Origin of the sequence: Vibrio splendidus, from assembly GCF_024347615.1 — a bacterium.
Lineage (GTDB): Bacteria > Pseudomonadota > Gammaproteobacteria > Enterobacterales > Vibrionaceae > Vibrio > Vibrio splendidus.
In genome coordinates this window covers 1,783,007-1,806,697 of the sequence record NZ_AP025509.1, presented here as the reverse complement: position 1 = coordinate 1,806,697, position 23,691 = coordinate 1,783,007, and the positions used below count along the sequence as shown (strand labels likewise).

General features: G+C 45.9%; 17 protein-coding genes. 8 read left to right on the top strand and 9 right to left on the bottom strand.

Translation table 11 applies throughout. The annotated features are described in order from the left end of the window. Positions 1-72: 72 nt before the first annotated feature. Both uraD and puuE read right to left on the bottom strand, forming a co-directional pair. A complete protein-coding gene (uraD, locus tag OCU90_RS25110) occupies positions 73-588 on the bottom strand; it encodes a 2-oxo-4-hydroxy-4-carboxy-5-ureidoimidazoline decarboxylase (protein ID WP_061021344.1) in 516 nt (171 codons plus the stop codon). A 22-nt stretch (positions 589-610) separates the two neighbouring features. After that, the gene (gene puuE / locus OCU90_RS25105) at positions 611-1,549 is read right to left on the bottom strand and encodes an allantoinase PuuE (protein ID WP_061021342.1); all 939 of its coding nucleotides are present in this window, start codon (positions 1,547-1,549) and stop codon (positions 611-613) included. Between the two features lie 411 nt (positions 1,550-1,960). On the opposite strand from puuE, the gene uraH reads away from it, so the two are divergent. The 6 genes from uraH (at position 1,961) to OCU90_RS25075 (ending at position 11,714) form a co-directional block, all read left to right on the top strand. Next, complete coding sequence (gene uraH, locus OCU90_RS25100) at positions 1,961-2,314, top strand: hydroxyisourate hydrolase (RefSeq protein WP_017083063.1); 354 nt, start codon at positions 1,961-1,963, stop codon at positions 2,312-2,314. A gap of 245 nt (positions 2,315-2,559) precedes the next feature. Next, the gene (locus OCU90_RS25095; protein ID WP_017061593.1) at positions 2,560-3,903 is read left to right on the top strand and encodes an NCS2 family permease; all 1,344 of its coding nucleotides are present in this window, start codon (positions 2,560-2,562) and stop codon (positions 3,901-3,903) included. A 217-nt stretch (positions 3,904-4,120) separates the two neighbouring features. Then, on the top strand, positions 4,121-5,572 hold the full coding sequence (locus OCU90_RS25090; protein WP_017095079.1) for a nucleobase:cation symporter-2 family protein: 1,452 nt from the start codon (positions 4,121-4,123) through the stop codon (positions 5,570-5,572). 173 nt (positions 5,573-5,745) lie between these two features. Next, entirely contained in the window at positions 5,746-7,110 is a 1,365-nt protein-coding gene (locus OCU90_RS25085) for an 8-oxoguanine deaminase (protein WP_017095078.1), read from the top strand. A 768-nt stretch (positions 7,111-7,878) separates the two neighbouring features. After that, entirely contained in the window at positions 7,879-9,117 is a 1,239-nt protein-coding gene (locus OCU90_RS25080) for an alpha-xenorhabdolysin family binary toxin subunit A (RefSeq protein WP_061021340.1), read from the top strand. Between the two features lie 200 nt (positions 9,118-9,317). Then, positions 9,318-11,714 (top strand): hypothetical protein, encoded by a 2,397-nt coding sequence (locus OCU90_RS25075; RefSeq protein WP_061021337.1) that lies wholly within the window; start codon positions 9,318-9,320, stop codon positions 11,712-11,714. A gap of 189 nt (positions 11,715-11,903) precedes the next feature. On the opposite strand, the gene OCU90_RS25070 is transcribed toward OCU90_RS25075, so the two are convergent. The 3 genes from OCU90_RS25070 to OCU90_RS25060 all read right to left on the bottom strand — a co-directional run bounded on the left by OCU90_RS25070 (position 11,904) and on the right by OCU90_RS25060 (position 17,386). After that, the gene (locus OCU90_RS25070) at positions 11,904-13,340 is read right to left on the bottom strand and encodes an amidohydrolase (RefSeq protein WP_061021335.1); all 1,437 of its coding nucleotides are present in this window, start codon (positions 13,338-13,340) and stop codon (positions 11,904-11,906) included. Between the two features lie 201 nt (positions 13,341-13,541). Then, positions 13,542-16,559, bottom strand: a complete 3,018-nt coding sequence (locus OCU90_RS25065) for an efflux RND transporter permease subunit (RefSeq protein WP_061021333.1) — start codon at positions 16,557-16,559, stop codon at positions 13,542-13,544. A gap of 2 nt (positions 16,560-16,561) precedes the next feature. After that, complete coding sequence (locus OCU90_RS25060; protein WP_061021331.1) at positions 16,562-17,386, bottom strand: efflux RND transporter periplasmic adaptor subunit; 825 nt, start codon at positions 17,384-17,386, stop codon at positions 16,562-16,564. Between the two features lie 232 nt (positions 17,387-17,618). Between OCU90_RS25060 and OCU90_RS25055 the strand changes: the two genes are divergently transcribed. Continuing rightward, complete coding sequence (locus tag OCU90_RS25055) at positions 17,619-18,317, top strand: response regulator transcription factor (protein ID WP_061021330.1); 699 nt, start codon at positions 17,619-17,621, stop codon at positions 18,315-18,317. 56 nt (positions 18,318-18,373) lie between these two features. Further along, positions 18,374-19,624, top strand: a complete 1,251-nt coding sequence (locus tag OCU90_RS25050) for a sensor histidine kinase (RefSeq protein WP_081089946.1) — start codon at positions 18,374-18,376, stop codon at positions 19,622-19,624. 81 nt (positions 19,625-19,705) lie between these two features. Here OCU90_RS25050 and OCU90_RS25045 read toward each other — a convergent pair whose 3' ends face one another. From OCU90_RS25045 to hyi, 4 genes are all read right to left on the bottom strand, one after another. After that, positions 19,706-20,320 carry a TetR/AcrR family transcriptional regulator gene (locus tag OCU90_RS25045; RefSeq protein WP_061021326.1) on the bottom strand — a complete coding sequence of 205 codons (615 nt, stop codon included), beginning with the start codon at positions 20,318-20,320 and terminating at the stop codon, positions 19,706-19,708. A 163-nt stretch (positions 20,321-20,483) separates the two neighbouring features. Beyond that, the gene (locus OCU90_RS25040; protein ID WP_061021324.1) at positions 20,484-21,794 is read right to left on the bottom strand and encodes a glycerate kinase type-2 family protein; all 1,311 of its coding nucleotides are present in this window, start codon (positions 21,792-21,794) and stop codon (positions 20,484-20,486) included. A 186-nt stretch (positions 21,795-21,980) separates the two neighbouring features. Then, positions 21,981-22,877 carry a 2-hydroxy-3-oxopropionate reductase gene (locus tag OCU90_RS25035; RefSeq protein ID WP_017105663.1) on the bottom strand — a complete coding sequence of 299 codons (897 nt, stop codon included), beginning with the start codon at positions 22,875-22,877 and terminating at the stop codon, positions 21,981-21,983. Positions 22,878-22,914: 37 nt separating this feature from the next. Next, entirely contained in the window at positions 22,915-23,691 is a 777-nt protein-coding gene (hyi, locus tag OCU90_RS25030) for a hydroxypyruvate isomerase (RefSeq protein ID WP_061021322.1), read from the bottom strand.

Sequence of the window (23,691 nt, the reverse complement as noted above, 5' to 3'; positions counted from 1 at the left end):
TGGCTTATTCGCTTATAAAGCGTGCTCTTAGCGCACTAAGACTGGGCTGAGATAGCTGTTAACTCCGTTAACTTACATATCCCAGAGACGAAACATCGCGATCTTGTTGATCTCTTGAATCGCCGTAGCAAACTCAGTTTCACTATCATTTCCTAATCGCATCTCGAACGACTCAAGAATTTGGTAACGATTGGCTCCCTTCACCGCCATGATAAAAGGGAAATTGAAGCGACTTTTGTAGCTGTTGTTGTAAGAAGTGAATTTTTCAAATTCTTCGGCGCTGCACTGGTCGATGCCCGCCCCCGCTTGTTCTTTGGTCGACGACTCGGTGAGTTCGCCGTTTACTGCTGCTCGACCGGCTAAATCCGGGTGAGCATTGATCAAAGCCAACTGTTTGCCTTGGTCTGCACTTAACAAGGCCGATGCCATTTTCAGATGAAGATTCTCGATATGGTCGTCTTCTGCATTCAAACCTTGGTCATACACCACTTCTGCAACCCACGGGCTGTGTTCGTAGACATCAGCAAAGTGAGCGACAAACGTATCGCGGTCCATGGTTGTTGGTTGGCATGATCGAAATTCAGTCACGTTAAGCCTCCTTGCTTCACTGCTACTTTTGTTGTTGATGAATAGCGTTATTTGGTTGATATGGATGATGTTGGTGCCAGTGGTTGGCGATATCGATTCGACGACATAACCACACGCTGTCATGCTGTTTTACGTAGTCTAAGAAACGTCTTAATGCAGCAATACGACCGGGACGACCAATCAGACGACAATGCAGCCCAACCGACATCATTTTCGGTGCTGTTTCACCTTCCATATAAAGGGTGTCAAACGTGTCTTTTAGGTATTGGAAAAACTGCTCACCCGAGTTGAAGCCTTGCGCGGTTGAAAAGCGCATGTCGTTCACATCGAGTGTGTAAGGGATCACCAGTTGCGGATGACCAGTCTCGGTGTGCCAATAAGGCAGGTCATCATCGTAGGCATCAGAGTCGTAAAGAAAACCGCCCTCTTCTGCAACCAAGCGACGCGTATTTGGACCCGTTCGACCTGTGTACCAACCTTGCGGGCGCTGACCCGTCACTTGTTGAATGATCTCAATCGCTTTGGTCATGTGATCGCGCTCTTCAGACTCATCAATGTATTGATAGTCGATCCAACGGTAACCGTGGCTACAGATTTCGTGCCCCGCTTCGACCATGGCTTTGGCAACGTCTGGGTGACGCTCAATCGCCATTGCGACAGCAAATACGGTCAGTGGGATTTCATATTCATCGAACAAGCGAAGAACACGCCACACACCTACACGGCTACCATATTCATAGATGGATTCCATGCTGATGTGACGTTCGCCTTTGATCGGTTGTGCTGACGGGATCTCTGAGAGAAAGGCTTCAGACTCGTCGTCTCCATGTAACAAACAACGCTCACCGCCCTCTTCATAGTTCAATACAAAAGAAACCGCGACGCGCGCATTACCTGGCCATTGAGGGTTTGGAGGGTTAGCTCCGTAACCGATCAAATTTCTTGAATAATCCTTATTCATCCAAGTACTCCTAACATAAGTGGTTGGCTTAGCCGCTCTTTAAGTAAGTCACCAAATGATTCAACCAAATGGATTCTCGATAAACAGAGCAACCTTACCCCTGTACATTTATTGTATACAATTATTTATCTCAATGTAAAGATTTTGTTATTCAAGTTAAATTTACGCACTATTGCTAATTAAAAACAATAACTTAATAAAACCAAAACTCACCAAAAAACGATAATCAAGATCTATAAAGTCAGAAAAAACGACACAATAGTTAACATTTTTACAACAATTCGCTTTACTAATTGTGTACAGTTCGTACATAGTTAGTGATAACAAAGTGACCAGTTGCATTCTTTGCAAGGTCGAAACAGACAGATAAACCACGGAACAGAGGAGCGCCAAAAGCGCTATTAAAGGACTATGGGAAGATTAACAACACACGTATTAGACACAACTCACGGCTTACCGGGTGCAGAGATCAAGGTAGAGCTTTATAAGGTCAATGAAGACTCAACAGAAAAGCTGGCGACGGTAATCACTAACTCCGATGGCCGAACCGATGCGCCGATTCTGGCAGGGAATGATTTCCGACCGGGGAAATATCAATTGGTGTTTTACGTAGCCGATTACTACAGAAGTAAAGGCGTGGAATTGGATGGCGTGCCTTTCCTAGACGATGTTGTTATTCGCTTTGGTCTAGATGATCCAGAAGCGCATTATCACGTTCCTCTTCTCGTCTCGCCTTACAGTTTCTCAACCTATCGGGGCAGTTAGTCTCGTGACCTAGAACTTCTAACTAGGCTCACCGACAAATATTAAGCAGATTAGTGCGTGCATCTAAAATGATGCGCGCTCATTAAACACGCTCATATAAAAATACTAATAACGTTATTAGTTAGAAGTTGATGACTAATCAACTGATAGCTAAAGAAATAGCGGCTAGGAAAAAACCTTAAAACTTAATATTGAAATCTCGCTGTATTCAATAAATGGATCACAACATAAAAGGACTTGCTGACATGAGTGAGAGTAAAACAGAAATACTCAACCAAGATGCGAATAACGGAATTTTAGAGAAACTCTTTAAAATTAAGGCCCACGGAAGCAGTGTGAAAAATGAGTTGGTCGGCGGTGTCACCACCTTCGCAACCATGGCTTACATCATCTTCGTTAACCCACAAATTATGGCCGCATCGGGTATGGATGCAGGAGCGGTATTCGTCGCAACCTGTATTGGTGCAGCTATCGGTTGTTTGTTAATGGGGTTATTTGCGAACTGGCCTGTCGGCCTTGCGCCGGGCATGGGCTTGAATGCCTTCTTCTCGTTCACGGTAGTAAGCGAAATGGGCTACAGCTGGGAAGTGGCACTGGGTGCGGTGTTTATCTCAGGTATCTTGTTCGTCGGGATGAGTTTCTACAAAGTCCGCCAATGGATCATTGAAAGTATCCCTGTGAGTTTACGTTACTCCATGACTGCGGGCGTTGGTTTGTTCTTAGGTCTAATTGGTCTTAAAACAGCAGGCATCGTCGTCGAAAACCCAGCAACACTGGTGTCACTAGGTGACTTCACTAAACCTGAAGCGCTACTGGCCGCTATCGCTTTCCTTATCATCGCTGTTCTTAGTGAGCGTAAAGTATTTGGTGCGGTGTTAATCGGTATTTTGAGTGTAACGCTCGTCGGTATGATGCTTGGCTTAGTGCATTACAACGGCTTCTTCGCGGCGCCACCAAGCTTAGCGCCTACGTTCCTAAAAATGGATATTATGGGCGCTCTCGATGTTTCAATGATCAGCGTTATCTTGGCTTTCCTTTTTGTAAACATGTTCGATACCGCGGGTACTTTGATGGGCGTGGCTGAGCGTGCAAACCTAACTAACCCTGAAACAGGAAAAATTGAAGGCCTAAGCAAAGCGCTTAAAGCCGACAGTATCTCAAGTGTGGCAGGTGCGTGTGTGGGTTGTCCGCCAGTAACCAGTTACGTAGAAAGTGCAGCGGGCGTTGCAGCAGGCGCACGAACAGGCCTATCTGCGATTGTGGTTGGTGTGTTGTTCTTAGCGGCAATTTTCCTATCTCCACTTGCTGGCATGATCCCGGCTTACGCAACCTCTGGCGCGTTGATTTACGTGGCGTTCGTGATGATGAGCAGCATGCAGCACGTTGACTGGAAAGACTTCACCAACGGTGCTCCCGCAGCCATTACAGCGTTAATGATGCCTCTGACCTTCTCTATCGCGAATGGTATCGCACTGGGTTTCATTACCTACACAGTGCTGAAACTGGCGACAGGCAAAACAAAAGACGTCTCGATTTCGATGTACTTCTTAGCGGCTATTTTTGTCGCGAAGCTCGTGTTCATCGGTTAATCACCCAACGTAACTATCGCTTGGCTTGTTCGCAGGCCGAGCTACCAAGACACATGCTAGAACAACATTTTTAAGAAAAAGCTAATTGTGCTAATCAGCGGAACACACAAATATCCGCTCGGTTAGTGCACCTTTTTTATGACCCTACGCAGTTTGTAGAAGTCATTATTTGACCGCCAATCGCCTGTAAACGGAAACACAGGCAGAGGAATATCAAATGAAACTTCTGTACACCCTAAATGAAAGACCGCCTCACGGCTTAACCTTCCTACTCGCATTACAGCACATGCTCGCCTCAATTGGTGGCATCGTCGCTGTTCCCCTTATTGTCGGCGCGTCAATTGGCTTGCCTAACACCGAGATCGTTTCGCTGATCAATGCTGCGCTGCTGGCGTCAGGTATTGTAACCGTCGCTCAATGTCTCGGTTTTGGCCCTGTTGGCATTCGACTGCCTGTGGTGATGGGTTCGAGCTTTGCCTTTTTGGGCGTCGCCATTTCAATCGGCAACGAAGGCGGTGTCGCCGCTATCATGGGCTCAGCGCTTATCGGCTCGTTCGTGGTGATTGGTGCCAGCTTCTATATGGACAAGGTTCGGAAACTGTTCCCAACCGTGGTAAGTGGTGTAGTGGTTACCTTAATCGGCTTAACCATTTTACCGGTTGCCATGAACTGGGTCGGAGACTCCCCTGCCAACACAGAACAATTCGCCACACTACCTAAACTGTTTCTAGCCCTTGTATCGCTGGGCATCGTGGTCGGCGTATCGGTTTACTGTAAAGGCGCGGTTGCCGCTTCGGCCATCGTGATTGGTTTAGCGGGCGGTTATATTGTGGCGCTATCACTCGGCATGGTCGACCTTGAGCAAATCAGCTCTGCCGCTTGGGTTGGCGGACCTGAGCCCTTCAAATATGGCTTTACCTTTTCTGCGAGTGCCATCATCAGCATGAGCTTGGTGTACATCGTGGTTATCGCCGAAGCAACAGGTGACTTCATGGCACTAGGCAACAACTGCCAAACCCAAGTCAGCGGTAAAGACTTAAAACGTGGTCTATTAGGCGATGGACTTGGTAGTACCTTATCTTCGATTTTAACGGCAATGCCACTGGCATCGTTCAGTCAAAACGTCGGTATTGTGGGTATCACAGGTGTAGCAAGTCGTTATGTAGTGGCTGCAACCGGTGGTTTGCTAATTTTAGGCGGTTTATTCCCGAAATTAGCCGCTATTGCCGTCACGATTCCGAAACCTGTTCTAGGTGGTGTGGGTTTTGTGATGTTCGGAATGATTGCCTACGCGGGTATCCGCATGTTGATCAAAGCCGCAGACACCAAGCGAAATGCCTTGGTAATCTGTGTTGGTTTGGCATCTGGTTTGGCCGTCACTTTCGAACCAAGATTACTGCAACACTTGCCGCATGACCTTGCGAACTTTCTTCACTCTGGCATCACTACCGGTACTATCATGACGGTGCTATTGAACCTTGTTTTACCAAAGTCTTCACGAGCAGAAGAGCAAGAAGCACTGGCCGAAAGCCAAGCGCAAGTTGAGCTAGAAATGAAAGAGCAAGCAGAAGAAGAACGACACTCAGACGAGCAATTAGAGATTCAGCAAGCAAGTACAGAAGCAGACGTTCAAGCAGCATCAGATGACCCTGAGCCAAAAACGAACTAGCTGGTTCTCGAACTAACTAAGTCTCAAACTAACGTAAAACCGATTTCCGTAGGATCAGGGCTGATTAGAGCATTGAACGTTTTAACGCCCTGATTCGAATTTATCTTTCAACAGCAAATACCAATAAAGACCCTCTTCCCTGAAAAGGCTGAGATGGCTAAGGACTACTATGAATGGAAACCATCTGGATTAAGAATCCTCTCGCAATCTACACTGGCTCACTGGCTGATGCAGAAGGCGGTATTGTCATTAAAGGTAATACAATCATTGAGCTGGTTGGCAAACACAAAGAACCGACCTTACCCGTAGATTACAGCGTCGACGCCTCTCGTCATGTTGTGACTCCTGGGCTTATCAATGCGCACCACCACTTCTATCAAACCCTAACGCGTGCCTACCCCGGCGCACTGAATAAAGAACTCTTCCATTGGCTACAAAGCCTCTATCCAGTTTGGGCCAACCTCGACTCAGAGATGATGAGCCTTGCCACAGAGCTGGCGCTGGTTGAGTTAATGATGTCGGGCTGTACCACAGCGTCAGACCATCATTACTTGCTGCCAAACGGGCTAGAGCACGCCATCGATTTACAAGTCGAGGCCGCAGAGAAACTAGGTGTGAGAGCGATATTTACGCGCGGCTCCATGAGCCTAGGGGAAGATGAAGGTGGGCTACCTCCACGACACACCATTCAAACCGAACAAACCATTATCGATGACAGCCAACGCTTGATCCGCGATTACCACCAGCGTGATGAAGGGGCGATGATTCAAATCGCACTCGCGCCTTGTTCGCCGTTCTCAGTCACCACCGATCTAATGAAAGAGACCGCCAAGATCAGTGAGCGTGAGAACGTGATGATGCACACTCACCTATGCGAAACGCTCGATGAAGAGGACTTCTGTATCGAGAAGTTCGGTCTACGCCCTGTCGATTACCTAGAAGATGTCGGCTGGCTGAATGAACGCACTTGGCTTGCACACGGCATTCACTTCAATCCAGAAGAGATCAAGCGCTTGGGTAAAGCAGGCATTGGCATCAGCCACTGCCCTACTTCCAACATGATGCTGGCTTCTGGTATTTGTAAGAACAACGACCTTGAAGCCGCTGGCGTGAAAGTCGGGCTAGGCGTGGATGGTTCGGCCTCGAATGACGGCTCCAATATGATTGCCGAAGTGCGCATGGCGATGTACTTACAGCGCCTGCAGTATGGTTCTGCCAATGTTTCACACTTTGACGCACTGCGCTGGGCAACGTCAGGCTCAGCACGCGCAATGGGTAGAACGGATATCGGTACACTAGAAGTCGGAAAACAAGCCGACATCGCGATGTTCAAACTCGATGATATTCGTTTCTCTGGCAGCCACGATCCACTGGCTGCACTACTACTTTGTGGCGCTCAACAAGCGGATAAGGTGATGGTAGCCGGAAAATGGCGAGTTAATGATGGGGCTGTAATTGGCGTAGACATGGAACAATTGATGCACCGCCACCATGCCGCAGCGATGAAGCTCGGTAAGCTGGCGATGAATAACAACTAACTAAGACACTTGCCCATCAAACACTGCAAGCCAAAGCGCGTGGCTTTGATGGGCAAACACCCCGAACATCCGCAAAGATTCGAAAATATCGCAAACATTCTAAAACCCTATGAACATGATGTCCTCTCAACCTACGTATCCATCTATTTCCTTAAATAATTCCAGATTTAATAAATCCAAAACAATGTCATTAATTAAAGAGAATCTAATTTAACTTCATCTAATATAATTTCCACTAATAAAACACTCGCTAATAAAAAGCCACTAACAGAAACTTTCCTTAATATAAAACCCGTACATTATTTGGCACAGATCAAATTTAAAACGCTCGTTCTATTTATATATTCATCAAATTAATCAACAGATTTAGTAATAATGGAAATCATGATGATAATTATACTTTTATCACTTATCGCATTTATGAATAGAATAAAAACCTCTCGAGACCTTTCCATACCTAGCTTGACAAAAGACACAAGAGTAGTGACTTAAATATCATTAAATTCAATAGATCAACAATCAATCAATATGAATCCAAATATGTGATCTAAATAGAACTTTTCATTATAAATCTACTATAGATTGACCAAATCTTATAAAAACAAAAAACACATTAAAGGGGTCTATTTTAAAAACAAAAAAATAATTATAAGAATAACAATATAAAACTATTCAATAACCCTTCATAAATATTTAAAAATTCCATCGAATGGTAGGGGGATTATTGTCTTTGTAAAAAGCTAATAACAAATCTAACAGGGCTAAACGATGAAAAAAATCACTAAAACACTCGTACTATCTTCGATTTCAATTGGGCTACTTTCTTCTTTTGCTTTCACTTCTCAAGCAGCGCCAGTTCAAGTTAACCAAGCGTCAGCTGAACAAAACATACCTCAAGTCACCTACGATACGATAATCGGTGAGAATGGCGTCTTTATTGATTTAGATACCGACAACTTTATTCTCAAACAGCAAGAGTGGTATCAGATCCAAGCCTATGTCGAAGGTGCTTTAGCACTGCCTGTGACAGAAGCCAGTATGAAGTCGACTTTAAGTATTCCTAACGACATTCCTTTCTCTAATTTTCAAGCACTGGTCGAGCAATACTCAAATATTCACGATACTGCCTTTTATTGGAAAAAAGACCTTTACCCGAGCATTGTTGGCCTTTCATTGAGCTTGGCCAATTACGCACAAATCAAAGACTACATGCTCAACCCTTTGAGTGATGCCTTAAATGAAATGTTGGCCAAAGCTTTCTCGCCACTACCGGAAGATATTGAAGCGGTAGAACGCAACAGAAAAATGGCGATTGCTTACCTAAAAAGCTTGCAGAACTTTTCCATGAGATACCAACAAGAAGTGTCTGACGTTGGCGGCAATCTATTGGAATTCTCAGCCACACTGGACACGCAAAAATTACAGCTAGATGTGTTGGAAGGCACACACAACGGCTATCTAAGCGATGATGGTAGTGCGCTTCAGCAACGAGTGAACGACATTAATGCGCGTATTACTCAACTCAACAAAGATTACACTCACTACGTTACGGTCGCCTCTACTGCAGTGACTTATGCATGGTTCCCTCTGGTTGCAGGGCCAATCATGGGCGTCTACGGCGACAAAGCTGAAAAAGCACGTAAACTTCGTAACGAATTACAAAGCGAAGTAAAAGAGCTTCAAGAGCAGTTAACTTACACGCAAAAGATATACAACTCTTATCATCGCTCTTCAGAGAGTATCGAGATAATTTCTCAGCAAATTGGAAATGCGATTCCACATATTAATAAGCTGAAACTGAATTGGCAGAAAATGAATGCCGACTTCACTTCGTTACTCGTTGCACTAGAACAAGCTCAGGATAATGCCGATATCATGAAAGACGATGCCATGCTTGGTGCGATAGGTGCTCTTGCGAATACAACAGTTGCGGAAAGTAACTGGAGTAATATTAGTGAGAAAGCAAAAGCGTTCGCAAACAATGCATATATCCAAAAAATGGATTAGTCCCTATACCTATCGAAAAGTAGCGCGACAGATAAAATCGACGCTATATACAGAAACGCTATACACAGCAACGAAACTGCTAAAAATATAACAAGATAGCCAAATTACCTTCCGAATAAGAAGCCGCACCTTAAGCAAATTAAGGTGGCGGCTTCTGCTACCCAAAATTTGGTGACTACTAATTTCGACAGGACATAAATATGAGACTTCTACCTATTATTATTTCTCTTTCATTTTCTCCACAGGCTTTTTCTAGCGACTGGCTTGAACTGAACAATTTACCCAATTCAACTGAATACCCAACTTGGGTTCAATCGGCCTATTCAGATGTTGGCGTCCTATCGCGTTCAACATCCGATTTACACATCAACCTAAGTGACTGGATTGCAGAGCAAAACCTCTATGTCACTAAGCCTTCAAAAGTTGTCATTTTTGCAGATACGATTGAGGTTCCAGAGAACTTCAACTTGCTCGTAAATAACCAAAACATCCTGATTTTTGCGCGTAAAATTGTTGGCCAAGGCACGCCGACATTTGTGCTCGGACAACAAGGCTCTGCTGCCTCAATTTCTGTGATTGCGGGCGAGATAGAGACACCGATTAATGTGCTCGCTTTCCAAAGCGATGGCAGCATTACACGAGACGCTCTAACAGGAAAAACGGGCGATGGTGAATCTGTAGTATTAGCAGGAGAGCACTACCGAAGAACCACCATTGACTCGAACATCACTGGGCAAATGAAATTGGCTTCTGAGCCTTTTACAGACATTGTTAATCGTTCTTTTGATATGGCCGCCAGCTTATACGATACCAACCCAGAACTTAGCCTCGACCTCATCAACTGGGTTGAACAGAGCTTACGTTACTCAGGTTCAGTGGTAGAAGACGATCCAATCCTTTCAGACCTTTACTTGCAAACCGTCGCGTTCAAACAATTCATTAGCTTCAGTACCAAAGAGAGCCAATACGTACCTTATCTCGATAAGGTGTTGTACCAAGATAAATACGAAGCGTATCTGAAAGCGATGGTTGCGTATCAAGCTCAGTGGGACATTATTCAAGACAGAAGCACGGTCATTGAAGACAAGATTGAAGCGGCTAAGTTGGCACTCGCTAACATCGAAGACGTTCTTAGAGCACAAACTTCAATCATCACACAAACCCAGTCCAACATAGACAAGATAGGCGATAGCCTGACCGAAGTAGATAGCCAATACAAAGCTCAGGAGTTAGTGACTCTCGATGCAAGAACGACTTATCTAGTTGGCGTAGAGAATTGGAAAACCCAGCAGCAACTCAACGCAGCTTTGGCGATTTTCAAAGCAATAGCCGAGATTGGCAGTGCAGTGAGTGGCGTGTTCACAGGCAACCTTTCAGGGGTCAATGACCTAACCGAGCAATTGGCTAAAACCCCAGAAGCATTAGAAAAAGCGAAAAATCTCGTCACCAATATCAAGTCTGTCACGGGCATTATTGATAGCGTCACTAAAACGATTTCTGGTATCTCTCAGCTCACCGCGGATATTAAATCAACTATCAAGTTCCAGAAGATATCGGAAGCGATGGATGGCTTTAACTTCAATATCCCAACCATCAATGAAAGCAATCTAGCGTGGGATCTGATGATCACCGAGATCCGCAGCAACTTAAGATATGCCGATAGCTTAGGCATTAAAGGGACAAGACAGTACTTACTAGAGCTAGAGAAACAGGTGCTTCTGGGTAAGGCAATTAACATCACCCAGCTTAACTTTGCTCAGGAACAAGCAAAGCTGGTCGACTTACTGTTAACCAATAACGTAACCATCAATCAACAGCAAAGACTGAATGATGCAATTGGGGGTTACCAGGTAGACACCGACAGCTTCGATTCGATTGAACGTGAACTGTCGAGAGTATTGATGCACTTCAAACGTCCGATGTACGTTGCTTTATCTAACTATGTTCAGGCATACGAATATTGGGCATTGAAGCCAAGCGAGATCACGCCTTCTCTCAACAAAAGCTACTTGGACTACCAGTTTGATTTGGCGTCCATCGAAAGTGAGTATGTGAATGCTCTGTCTTCTTTCCAACCCGCACCACAAGATTTCACCATCGATAACTACACCATTTCCAGCCCAGAACAACTCGAAAGCTTTGCAACAACCGGACAGCTCAACTTCTCTATTCCATTAGAGCAAGTCCAACTCTGTTCGTTTGACCGCGTTAGGCTATCCACGGTACGAGTGTTCTTAGAGGGTGAAAACTTACCTTATGGCAAGCAACTCAACCTGCGTGTCTCCAGTTCAGGCAACTATGCCGATCGATACGAAAATCAAGATTACCAGTTCAGCTCTAACCCCGTGTCACGCGCGTTCTACTATCGCATTGATGATCCAACCACCAACGACATCAGCATCATTACAGATGGCGCCGTAGCGAATAAGTTCGAATACGCGTACTTCCAGCCCACCCCATTCACTTCATGGAATGTCACGCTTAACAACTTTGATAAAACCGAGCAAGCGAACAACCAGTATCTAAAAGATATCGAACAGATTCGCGTCGAATTCTTAGGTAGCGGTATCCCTAATGGCAATAGTTGCTCTAATTAGCTAAGTGCTGCTCTAATTAATCAAGAGCTTCTCTAACTAACCAAGTGCAACCTCAATTAACCAACTGTTGCTGTCATCCAAAGAACGGAGGTTCAAGGAGTAAGGTTCTGGAGAGAGTTCGTAACAAAAAAGGCCGACATGATGTCGGCCTTGTTACTTCTATTCGATTTTTAGAATCCGATTCACGGCCTAATCCATCAAGCTCTTAGACTTAATCGCCTTCTTAGAAAGCTCTTTGGCAAACGCTTTGATATCTGTTTCAAACTCATCGACGCTTTGGCGGATTTCATCCAATTGAACCGTCTGCATCACTCGGTTTTCCATCACGATTTGGCCATTAACGATGGTCGTGTCGATATTGCTTGGGTTCGCTTGGTAAACCAAAGTCGCGTATGGGTCGTAATTAGGCATCATGTTCGCCGATTGTGTCTCTACAATCACGATATCCGCCTTCTTACCCACTTCAAGAGAACCGATTTGATCTTCCATGTGCAGGGCTTTTGCGCCGCCTAATGTTGCCATCTCAATGACTTGTTCAGGGATCATGATAGTGCGGTCAGAATGCTTCAAACGTTGCATGTTTGCTGCGTAACTCAGGGTACGCATGATATCGACTTGATTGGAGCTCATTGGGCCGTCTGTTCCCAAGCCAATACGCATATCAGCACGGTACATATCCCACGCAGGTGCAATTCCCGTCGCGCCTTTGGCGTTCGCCATTGGGTTGTATGAGATACCCGCGTCAGCTTGCTTGAGAAGCTTTTGGTCATTCTCTGAAAGGTGGATACCGTGAGCAATCACAACACGCTCATCAAGTACGCCGATTTCATCCATGTATTCGACCGGTGACGTGGCTTTGGTTTCGTCTTTGATGCGCTTTTCTTCATTCGGGAATTCAGCAACGTGAATCAGCACCGGCACATCGTATTGAGCAGACAGTTTATTGATTTCTTGCAGCTTATCTTTGCTGACTGTGTACACCGCATGTGGCGCATACGCAGGCGTGATTAGCTCATCGTTTTTGTACTGCTCAATAAAGCCTTTGGCATACTCAATCCCACCGTAAGGTTCTTTAGCATCGACCACTGGAAACTTAATCACGGTTTCGCCCAACACGGCGCGCAAGCCAACTTCTTTGGTCGCCTTGGCCATTTCATCCATGTGGTAATACATATCGGCATAAGTGGTTACACCGCTTTGTGCTAGTTCGATAGAGCCAAGCTTGGTTGCGTTGTAAATCAGTTCACGGCTTAGCTTTTCGGCTTCTAGAGGGAAGAAGTAAGCGAACAAGCGGTTCGAGATGCCCTCTTCTCCTAAGCCACGAAACGCGATCATAGGTAAATGGTTGTGCGCGTTCACCATGCCCGGCATAACGATCCCATCTTGAGCATCAATCACCTTTTCAGCACGGTACTGAGTAATCAAATCCTCATTGCCCACCGCGATGATCTGATCGTTTTTCACGACGACAACACCGTCTTCAATCACATCCATTTCTGAATTGATCGTCAAAACCTGTCCGTTTTTGATGATCAGATCGGCGTTGTATGTTTGCATCGCGACCGTTGAACCACAACCTGCAAGCAGAACTGCGCTGATGGTGCATGCCAAGCTTTTAAGCGTCATTGCTAAACCTTAATGTTGTGCGTGTAATATTGTTAGCGGCTTCATCTATAAGTTTCCAGCTTGTCGCTTTTCGCTTTTCAGAAGAGTAAGTGCCGCCAATTTTCGCGATACTATAACCTGTCATTTAAATAAAATGGCATACCTAATCGAACCGAATTCAAGATAAATGAGTTATTGCACAACGGGTCACAAAACCGCGCGTCATGACTCACTGTTGTTAGCTCGAGAAAAGAACAACGTATACATTGCAGGAATCACCAAGAGCACAACGGGCAAAGAGAACAACAAACCATAGCCCAGTGTTAGCGACATTGGCCCCATAAACACGTCTGTTCCACCTAATCCATAAGCCAGAGGAAGCAAGCCAGCAACCGTGGTCAGTGATGTCATCACAATCGGGCGAAGGCGACTGACCGCAGCTTGCATCACTGCGTCTATCGCATCTAAACCTTCGATTCTTAGCTCGTTGATTCGGTTAATCAACACTAGTGAGTTGTTGACCACCACGCCTGTCATGCCTAGAACACCAATCAAACCAAACAAAGACATCGGCTGCATGTGAACCACGAGTGCCATTAATGAGGCCATAATCGCAAACGGGATAACCGCCATTATCAGCAGCGGTTGCAACAATGAGTTGAACATCACCGCCAATACAAAGTAGATCGCCACCATTGCCGCGGGGAACACCACCATAAAGCCACTCATGGTCTCATTGGTACTTTCCGCTTCGCCACCAACGCTAATGGTCACGCTCGATGGATATTGACCTGTAAGCTCTGTGATTAGCTCATCGGCTAATGCGACTGAACTAATACTCTCGTCAGATAAAGCCGCTGATACCGTCACCTCACGCTCTCCGTTATAGTGCTTAATCAGACGAGGGATTTCTATCTGTTCAACCGTTGCTAGTCGGCTGAGCGGTAGTTGTTGCCCTTCTGCCGTGTAGATTTTAGTCGTTTTCAATTTCTCGATATCGCGAAATTGCTCATCCAGAACAACACGGATATCGACTTCTTGATCGCCAAGCCAAGTGGAGGTCACGCTATTACCGTCAAAGCCGACTCGCAGCGCATTCGATAAGTCACTCACCGTTAAGTTGTATTTCGCCAACCAGTGATACTGAGGAACAATATTCAGCTGAGGATCTTTCAGTGCCTCACTGTGATTAATGCTGGTCACGCCTTTGTAATATTCTAGCCAAGTCATCACCAAATCCACGGTTTGATTACGTTCACTTTCGGTTCCGCCAAGTACACGTACCTCAACAGGGGCGCCGGGAGGAGGACCACCAGCATCAATCGAGAACTTGATGAACATGCCATCAGACACCACTTTCAACTCTTCATTAAGCCCCGTGATAATCTGCTCTGCAGAACGGCTGCGCTGGTCAAAGTTCGTTAGGTTGATGATGCCCTGCGATACCGGTGATGAGTAAACCAATTCGTAGCTAACCAGTTCCGTTTCCGGCAGGGATTCAATCGCTTTCTCTATCGACTGATGGGCTTCTCGCACCTTGCTTAGCGGCGTGCCTGCCTTCACTTCGGTGTAGATCTCAATGTATTTACCCGCTTCTGTTGGGAAGATATCCACTTTCAACGAAGACACTAAATAGCCAGAAACGGAGAAGCCAACCAACGCCAATACAATCACTGACTTCTTGTAGTTCAGAGCGAGATTGAGCAGCGAACGGTAGTGGTTCGCTATCCATTCAAATCGATCCTTTTCTTGTGTCTTTGAGTTGCTCTCTTTCGCCAACGATAAATGCGCTGGCAGCGTTAAGGTACATTCAATCAATGAGAACACGAGCGCAGCAATAACGGTAATTGGAATCACCGCAACCGCCTTGCCCATGGTGCCCGGAATAAACATCATTGGGATAAATACCAAAGCCGTTGTCACAAGGCTTGCCATCAATGGCTTGATCACCTTTAACGTACCCGACACCGCAGCATCAACACCTTTTTTACCCGCTTCCTTCTCTTGGAAAATACTCTCAGCAATGATCACTGAATCATCAACGATAATACCGATCACCAACAACAATGCAGCCAATGTGATGCTGTCTAAATTAAGCCCAATAATCGGCAAAACAATCATCACACCGAACACACAAAACGGGATAGAAACCGATACCCAAAAGGCGACGCGTCGTTGCAGAATCATGCTCAAGATCAGCAGAACCAACACCAGACCTATCGCACCATTGGTGGCCACGATAGAGAATTTCTCACCCATGTCTTTGCCAAGGTCGAGGCTGGTCTGGAAAATAAATTGATCGCCAATGCGTTCGCTTTCTTTGCCCAACAAGGCCTTAATGCTGTCGATGGTGGTAATGACATCCGCACTGCCACTGTTTGTGATTGAGAAAATCACCGCGGGTTTCCCACTCAGAACGGGATCTTCGGTTGCTCGCGCAAAGGTATCAATCACCGTTGCTACATCAGACACACGCACGACCTGACCTGAATCTAACGCCTTAATTACGATATCAGAAACATCACTGGTCGACGCCACTTTGGTCATCGTGACGATCTTCTGCTCTTGGCTCCATGACTCTACAAAGCCACCCGATTGAGACAGGTTGTGTTGCTCTATTGCAGTGCTGACATCATTGAACGCAACTTGATAGCGGCGTGCTTTTTCAGGATCAACTTCAACCCAAAACTCACGCTCGTTAAAACCAGAAAGCTTGATAGAACCCACGCCTCCAAGGTTGTTGATTCTCTTTTCTAGCTGATACGCGTAGTGCTGTAATGAAGCGGGATCAGTGTTGCTGTCTGATAAACTCACGCCAAAATGGTACACATCCAAAGAAGAGGTTTTCTGCTGAGTCACAACCGGTGGCGAGTCTATATCTTTCGGCAGGTTACCGACTCGATCGACGGCTTGCTGAATATCTCGTAAGATCACCGCAGCGTCTTCACCGGGTAGATATTCGACCTCAATAAAAGAACGCCCTTCTGAGGATTCAGACGAAAAGTAGGCAATGCCATCCACGGAACGAAGCTCTTTCTCAATCGGGTTGGTGATGTTGAGTTCAATGTCTTGAGCTGTTGCGCCAGGATAGCTAGTTTCGATTTCCGCGGTGTCCATCGCAACATCGGGATACTCTTGCAAGTTGAGTTGCATTAACGACATAACACCCGTCAGCAACACCATGACCGTAATGATTCGAGCTAAAAATTGACGATTCGCGAAGTATGCTAAAAAGTTCATCTCTACTGCCCTTTACCTTGGTTCGAGTTCGATACAGTTTGAGCAGTTGTTATATTTGTCACCGAAAGATCTGTCGAGGCGTAAACCGACATCCCCGGCTTAAATTGATGCCCTTGGTTGGTGATCTCGACCAATACTGGGTAAGTTAAATTTTGCATCTCGACACCAATACGCTGCACATTCGCTTCCATTTTGATCTCTGGGTTAGTTTCAGACCACACCACGACTTCCTGACCAACGATGAAGTGCTTTAAGTCATACTCACTCGCCATAAATGACAGAGTGACTTTATCGATATTGACCACTTCATAAAGCAAATCGCCTTCACTCACCCAAGCTCCAGATTGCGCGGGTTTGTTAGAGATGTAACCCGAGATAAGAGATTCAATTTGCGTATTTTCGAGATCCACTAGAGATTGTTGGTAATCGATTTGAGCGACGGAAACTGAAGCTTTAGCACTGAGAAACTCGGCACGTGCTGTATCTAACTCCCCCATTGAAAGACTGTTCTTTTTGATGAGAGCTTGATAGCGGTTATATGTAGCCTTTCGCAATGCTAGATCAGCCTGCGCAAGGGTAAGATTGGCCTTGGCCTTATCCACGCTAAACTTAAAATCATCGGCTTTAATCTGAGCCAGTATTTGTTCTTGGTTTACGGCGTCACCCACTTCAAGGTTATTCATCTCCACGACACCGGGCACCTCAGCCACAACACTGTGTCTGTTTAACCCTTGAACGTGACCGATCAGCTCTGTTGCTTGAGCTAGTGGTACGTGAGTCGTTGAGACACCGAGAAGTGCTGCCAGCGCGATAATTTTAGTTTTCATAATTCAACCTTCACCTATTGATGTGAACTATTGTTGAACTGGCTTTGTCGAATTAAAGTCGAAGTCGATTCGACATTGAAAAAGAATCTGATGAAGCTCCATTTTTTAATCAACGCTATCAATTAGACATAAATTCGACATAATTTTAGGTAGGCTAGATTTTTTCTGGGAGTCGATGTTTTGATGAGAACAGACGTTTTAATGAGAGCAGATATTTTAGTGGAGCAAGTCGATGCTTGAACGCAGCCGTATTCTAGTCATTGAAGACAATATCGAACTACAAGGCATTATTGCCGACTTCTTAGAGGTTAAAGAGGCAATCGCAGATTTTGCTTCTGATGGCGAACAAGGTCTTAATCTAGCCATGCACAATGACTTCGACGCGATTGTTCTCGATGTCATGTTGCCCAAGCTTAACGGCATGCAAGTGGCAGCTAAATTGCGCCAAAATGGCATAACGACACCGATTTTGATGCTAACAGCTTTAAATGGCCAAGAAGATCTACTGAACAGCTTCGACTCCGGCGCGGATGACTTTGTCACTAAGCCGTTTAAATTTCCAGAACTGGAAGCTCGTCTTTACGCGCTTATCAAACGCCATAAAGGCTTGGTTGCTCAAAAGATCTTAAGCTATGGCAAGGTAACGATTGATGAGAAAACGCATACAGCGTCAAGAGACAAACGAACCCTAACCCTGACACCGATCTTGTTTCAGATTCTAAGAGAATTAGTGAAAGCCCAAGGCGGCGTCGTATCTCGTGAAAGCTTGATATACATGCTGTGGGGCGATGATATTCCAGATAAAGATGTACTCCGCAGCCATATCTACCTGCTGCGAAACGTACTCGATAAACCATTCGAGTTCCCAATGTTGAAGACAATTCCTAAGCACGGGTTTCAGTTGATCTTGTCTGCTAGTGAGCCTCAATAAGTATGAAAATTCGAACCAAACTAGGCAACTCAATCGAAGATGTCAGAATCCGTACCATGCGCACCTTTTCTGTCATCGCTCTGGTCTCTTCATGCGTTGTATTTTTTGTGTTCTCACTGCGTCTAGTTTTGCAGGAAGAAGCTCAAATAGAGAATCACCTGAAATCATTCAAAGGGGTAGCAGAGCAATTCTACAAACGTCTTTCTCCCGATGGCAGCCTAAAGCTATCGGAGAACGTGACGGTTTATTATGGTGAAGAGGACTTTTCCGACCAACTCAAAAAGGTTCCACCCATGGCATTGGATACCGTGGTTCGCCAACGTTTTGAACTAAGACTTTCTGAAGAACACATTCTTATACCCGGTGTAGTCGTCTATCATTTTGCCTTCAAAGACCAAGGTAAAACTATCCCTGCTTACATCACCATCAGCTCTTTTGATATGGATTTGTGGGACGACAGTTGGGGCGTATTGATGGCAATCTCGACCCTACTGATGCTCGGATTGATCATTGTGCTACGGATTACCCTCAAGCGAGTGTTTGACCAGCTTATGGCACCCATTGGAGAACTCAGTACGCAGCTCAGCAAGCATGAGTCTGATAACTTCCATGTTCCGACTCACACGGTTGATGAGTTGCAGATGCTTACTTCACACCTAAACAGCTACTCCAAGATGAAAGACCGACTTGCCAAGCAAGAGATGATGTTTGCCAAATACGCCAGTCACGAATTAAAAACACCGATAGCGATTGTTCTCGGCGCTGCCGAATTGCAAGCCATGAAGCCTAACGACCCAGCATTCCAAACCAAGCAACGCGAGCGTATTTTAGGTGCAGCCCATGGGATGAGTAACACGGTCGAGGTACTGCTCAATATTGTCAAACAAGAGAACTCTTCAACCGAAAAAACGTTAACTGAGATCGACGATAGCTCTATCGACTTATCTAAGTACCAAACGGTGTTATCCCCTGGCGTTGAACTGGTGTTAAACGTTGAACCAGACACCACGCTCAACATGCCGTTACCACTGGTCAATATGGTGCTTAAGAACTACATTGAAAACGCGATTCGATTTACCACGCAAGGTAAAATCACGGTAATCATCCACTCTAATACCATTTCAGTTTCTGATACTGGCGCTGGGTTGAGTGATGATACTAAAACAGAACACGGCCTTGGTTTAATCATCGTCAAACGTATCGGAGACAGTTATGGCTGGACATCAACACTGATAGATAACGCGCATTCAGACTCAATACCAGACACTTGTGGTTGTACCGCCATTTTTTCTCGAAGCGACACATAAAGGTCACCCTTCCATAAAGCAACACAGACAAAAAAGGACATCGAATGATGTCCTTTTTTGTATTAATTTGAGGTCAAATAACTAAGCTTTTCCTTTTACACCACACCCTTTAATCACTAGCTGCGTGATGAACTCAGCGGCATCTTCATAGTCTTTATCATCGAGCTTATCTTTCTGCATCACGCTGCAAATCTGCCAGCCAAAATCGGCGTAGGTTTGGGTGGCTGCCCAGATGGTAAACATCAGGTGGTGTGCAGGAACGTCATCCATTAAACCTTGTGCTGACCACGTTGAGAACTTATCAAGGATCATCTGGGATTGCTTATACAGCTCATCGCCAATCTCTTTTGGTAGCACTTTCGCGCCCGACATCACTTCATTGGCAAACACTTTAGAGGCATGTGGATGGTCGCGAGAAATGATCAGTTTGGTTTGAATATATTGGGACAAGGCTTCAACAGGATCGCTGAGCTCTTCAATCGGACGAGATGCTTCAAGTAAAGGCTGAGTGACGGTTTCTAGAACGGCATTGTAGAGCTTATCTTTAGAGCTGAAATAGTAGAAGACGTTGGGTTTGGGAATGTCGGCCGCTTTTGCGATGTCAGCCATTTTTGTTGCGGCATAACCATGAGTGGCGAATTGTTCACACGCGACTTCGATGATTAAATCTTGATTCTTTTGTCTGATCCTAGACATATTGCATCCTTTACAGCTCGTTACTAAAATCATAGTAATCAACGTGCTTCATTAGTCCAGAAGATAATATCAGAACTCAAGGTCACCGCATTGATAACAATAAAATGGCCGCTCTATTTGTTAAGAAACGACCATTCCATACCGTGTTTTTGAACTGTTCAAGTTAAAGAATCAATATTGCTCTGAAGTCATTCACATTGGTCAGCGTTGGTCCCGTGGTAAGAAGCACATCGACTTGCTTGAAAAAGTCGTAGCTATTGTTGGCATCGAGGTAATCTTGCGCTTTAAGCGACAGGCTCGAACCTTGTTGCCATGTTTGAGGCGTAATCCATGCTCCCGCATTGTCTTCAACACCATCAATCCCGTCGGTATCGGCAGCCAATGCGAAGATATTGTCTTGGCCTTTGAGCTCGTTATACAAGCTTAAAAGGAACTCACAGTTACGCCCACCGCGACCATTTCCCTTAACGGTTACCGTGGTTTCCCCGCCGGAAAGTATCACGCAAGGCGTCTCGAATGGGTGCTTGTTATTAGCCACTTGCTTAGCCAGCGCTGCATGAACCTTCGCCACTTCTCGCGCTTCTCCCTCTATGCAATCACTCAACACATAAGCCGGAATACCTAAGCCTTCAGCTTCTGCTGCAGCGGATTCCAATGCCGACATCGGGGTGGCGATAATATGGTGCTCCGCGTTCTTCCAACAGGCATCATCTGGCTTAATGGTCTCTGACTCTGGATTATTTAGCCATTCAAATGCCGAGCGTGGTGTTTCTATTTGATAACGTTCTAAAATGGCCATCGCATCAAAACGCGTGGTGGTGTCGGGTACGGTTGGGCCCGATGCAATCACACTGATGTCATCACCCGGCACGTCCGAAATCGCCAGTGACACAACTCTTGCTGGATACGCAGCTTTGGCGAGTCGACCACCTTTTATCGAAGATAGATGTTTGCGCACACAGTTCATCTCATCAATGGCGGCGCCTGATTTAAGCAGCGCCTTATTGATTTGTTGCTTCTCTGCTAGGCTGATGTCACCACCGGGTAAGCTTAATAGTGCAGAGCCGCCACCCGACAATAGACAAATAACCGTGTCGTCGGCACTCAAGCCACTCACTAATTGCAGCATACGTTGGCTTACTTCTAAGCCCATCGCATCTGGCACGGGGTGCGCCGCTTCAATCACTTCGATATGTTCGCAGGGGGCGGTGTGTTCGTAGCGGGTCACGACTAAGCCTTCAAGATCACGCAGTGCGAGATCTTGCTGTTGTTTAACTTGCCAGACGGCTTCGAGCTCAGCGGCCATCGACGCGGCGGCTTTTCCTGCTCCTATAACGACAGTACGCCCGGCTTGATTAGCAGAGCGATAAAAAATGTCTTGAGGAAGAAAAGGTTCGATGTGATTTTTAGGTAGCGCCTGATTAACAGCACTTGAGAAAAGGGTTTGTAGAAACTGCTTAGCATCAATGTCCATCAGCCACTCCTTAGTTGACGGAGAAAAAAAGAACCCCGATACAAGGCCAAAGGGTGCCTGCTAAGATCAAGTTGGAAAGGAACAACTTCAACCTCTGCCTCGTATCAGGAACGCGTATAAAAGGAGACGAAACTACGCGATTTATAAACAAACTGTTGGCTACGAATCGATAGCAGCCCTAATTAACTAGCGAATCGAGTGGTCAGAACGTTTCTCTATCGCTTGGATAAGCGCAGAGTGGTCCCAACCTTCACCGCCCATTTCGGCGCACTCACCAAATAGCTCTTGAGCGTTGGCCGTATTCGGCAGCGCAACACCCAATTCTTGAGCGCCCGTTAGCGCTAAGTTCAGGTCTTTCTGGTGAAGTGAGATTCTAAAGCCAGGATCAAATGTGCCTTCAACCATACGCTCGCCATGCACTTCCAAGATCTTAGAGTTAGCAAAGCCACCTAATAGCGCCTGACGTACGCGTGCTGGATCGGCGCCAGCTTTTGATGCAAACACCAGTGCCTCAGACACGGCTTCGATATTCAACGCCACAATGATTTGGTTTGCGACCTTACAGGTTTGACCGGCACCGTTGTCGCCTACTAGCGTGATGTTCTTGCCCATGATTTCGAACAGAGGGCGTGCTTTATCAAACGCGTCTTGCTCACCGCCCACCATGATAGTCAGCGCAGCATTGATTGCGCCCACTTCACCACCAGAAACCGGAGCATCAAGGTATGACGCGCCACCTTCGTTAATTCGCGCTGCAATCGCTTTGGTTGCGATTGGTGAGATTGAACTCATATCGATAACCAGTTTTCCAGCAGCGCCACCGGCGGTAAGGCCTTGCTCGACGCCATTGTCACCAAACAGGACGTCTTCTACTTGAGGGGTATTCGGCACCATTAAGATAATGATATCTGCTGCTTCAGCCGCTTCCGCGGGTGAATGACAGACCGTTGCACCCGCTGCCACAAGATCGGCAGGTGCTGCATTAAAGTGATCCGACAGAATCAAATCGTGACCTGCTTTTTGAAGGTTACTCGCCATAGGTTTACCCATGATGCCAGTTCCGATAAATGCAATTTTAGACATGTTGTTCTCCTTAACGTTTGAGGGTTACCAGACGCAATTAACGGTACTGGTGCAGCCAACCAAGGCCTTCTGTCGTTGTCGTTTTAGGTTTGTATTCGCAGCCCACCCAGCCTTGATAGCCAAGCTCATCAAGATAATTAAGCACGAATGGGTAATTGATTTCTCCGGTACCCGGTTCGTGTCGACCTGGATTATCCGCCAATTGCACGTGTGCGATTTGACCAATGTTCTGCTGTATGGTCGGCGTAAGATCGCCTTCCATAATTTGCATGTGATAAATATCGTATTGGATAGAAAGGTTATCGCTCCCTACCTCTTTGATGATCGCTTTGGCTTGCTCAGTCGTGTTCAAGAAGAAGCCCGGAATATCACGGGTATTGATCGCCTCTATCACTAAGCTAATGCCTTCTGCTGCTAGCGCGTTCGCCGCGTAATGCAGGTTAATCACAAACGCCGATTGCGCGTCTTGTTGGGTCACACCTTGCGGAACAATCCCCGCCAAGCAATTCACTTGAGTACAACCGAGTGCTTTTGCGTAAGCGATGGCTTTAGGTACACCCGCTTGAAATTCTTCAACTCTTGCTGGGTCTACCGCGATACCACGGTCGCCAGCGTCCCAATCACCCGCGGGCAAATTAAATAGCACTTGCTCTAGGTTATTAGCGTCGAGCTTTGCTTTGAGTGCCTGAGCATCAAAGGCGTAAGGGAAAAGATATTCCACACCTTGAAAGCCCGCTTCTGCAGCGGCCTCAAAGCGATCCATAAAATCAACTTCCGTGAATAACATTGACAAGTTTGCTGCAAATTTTGCCAT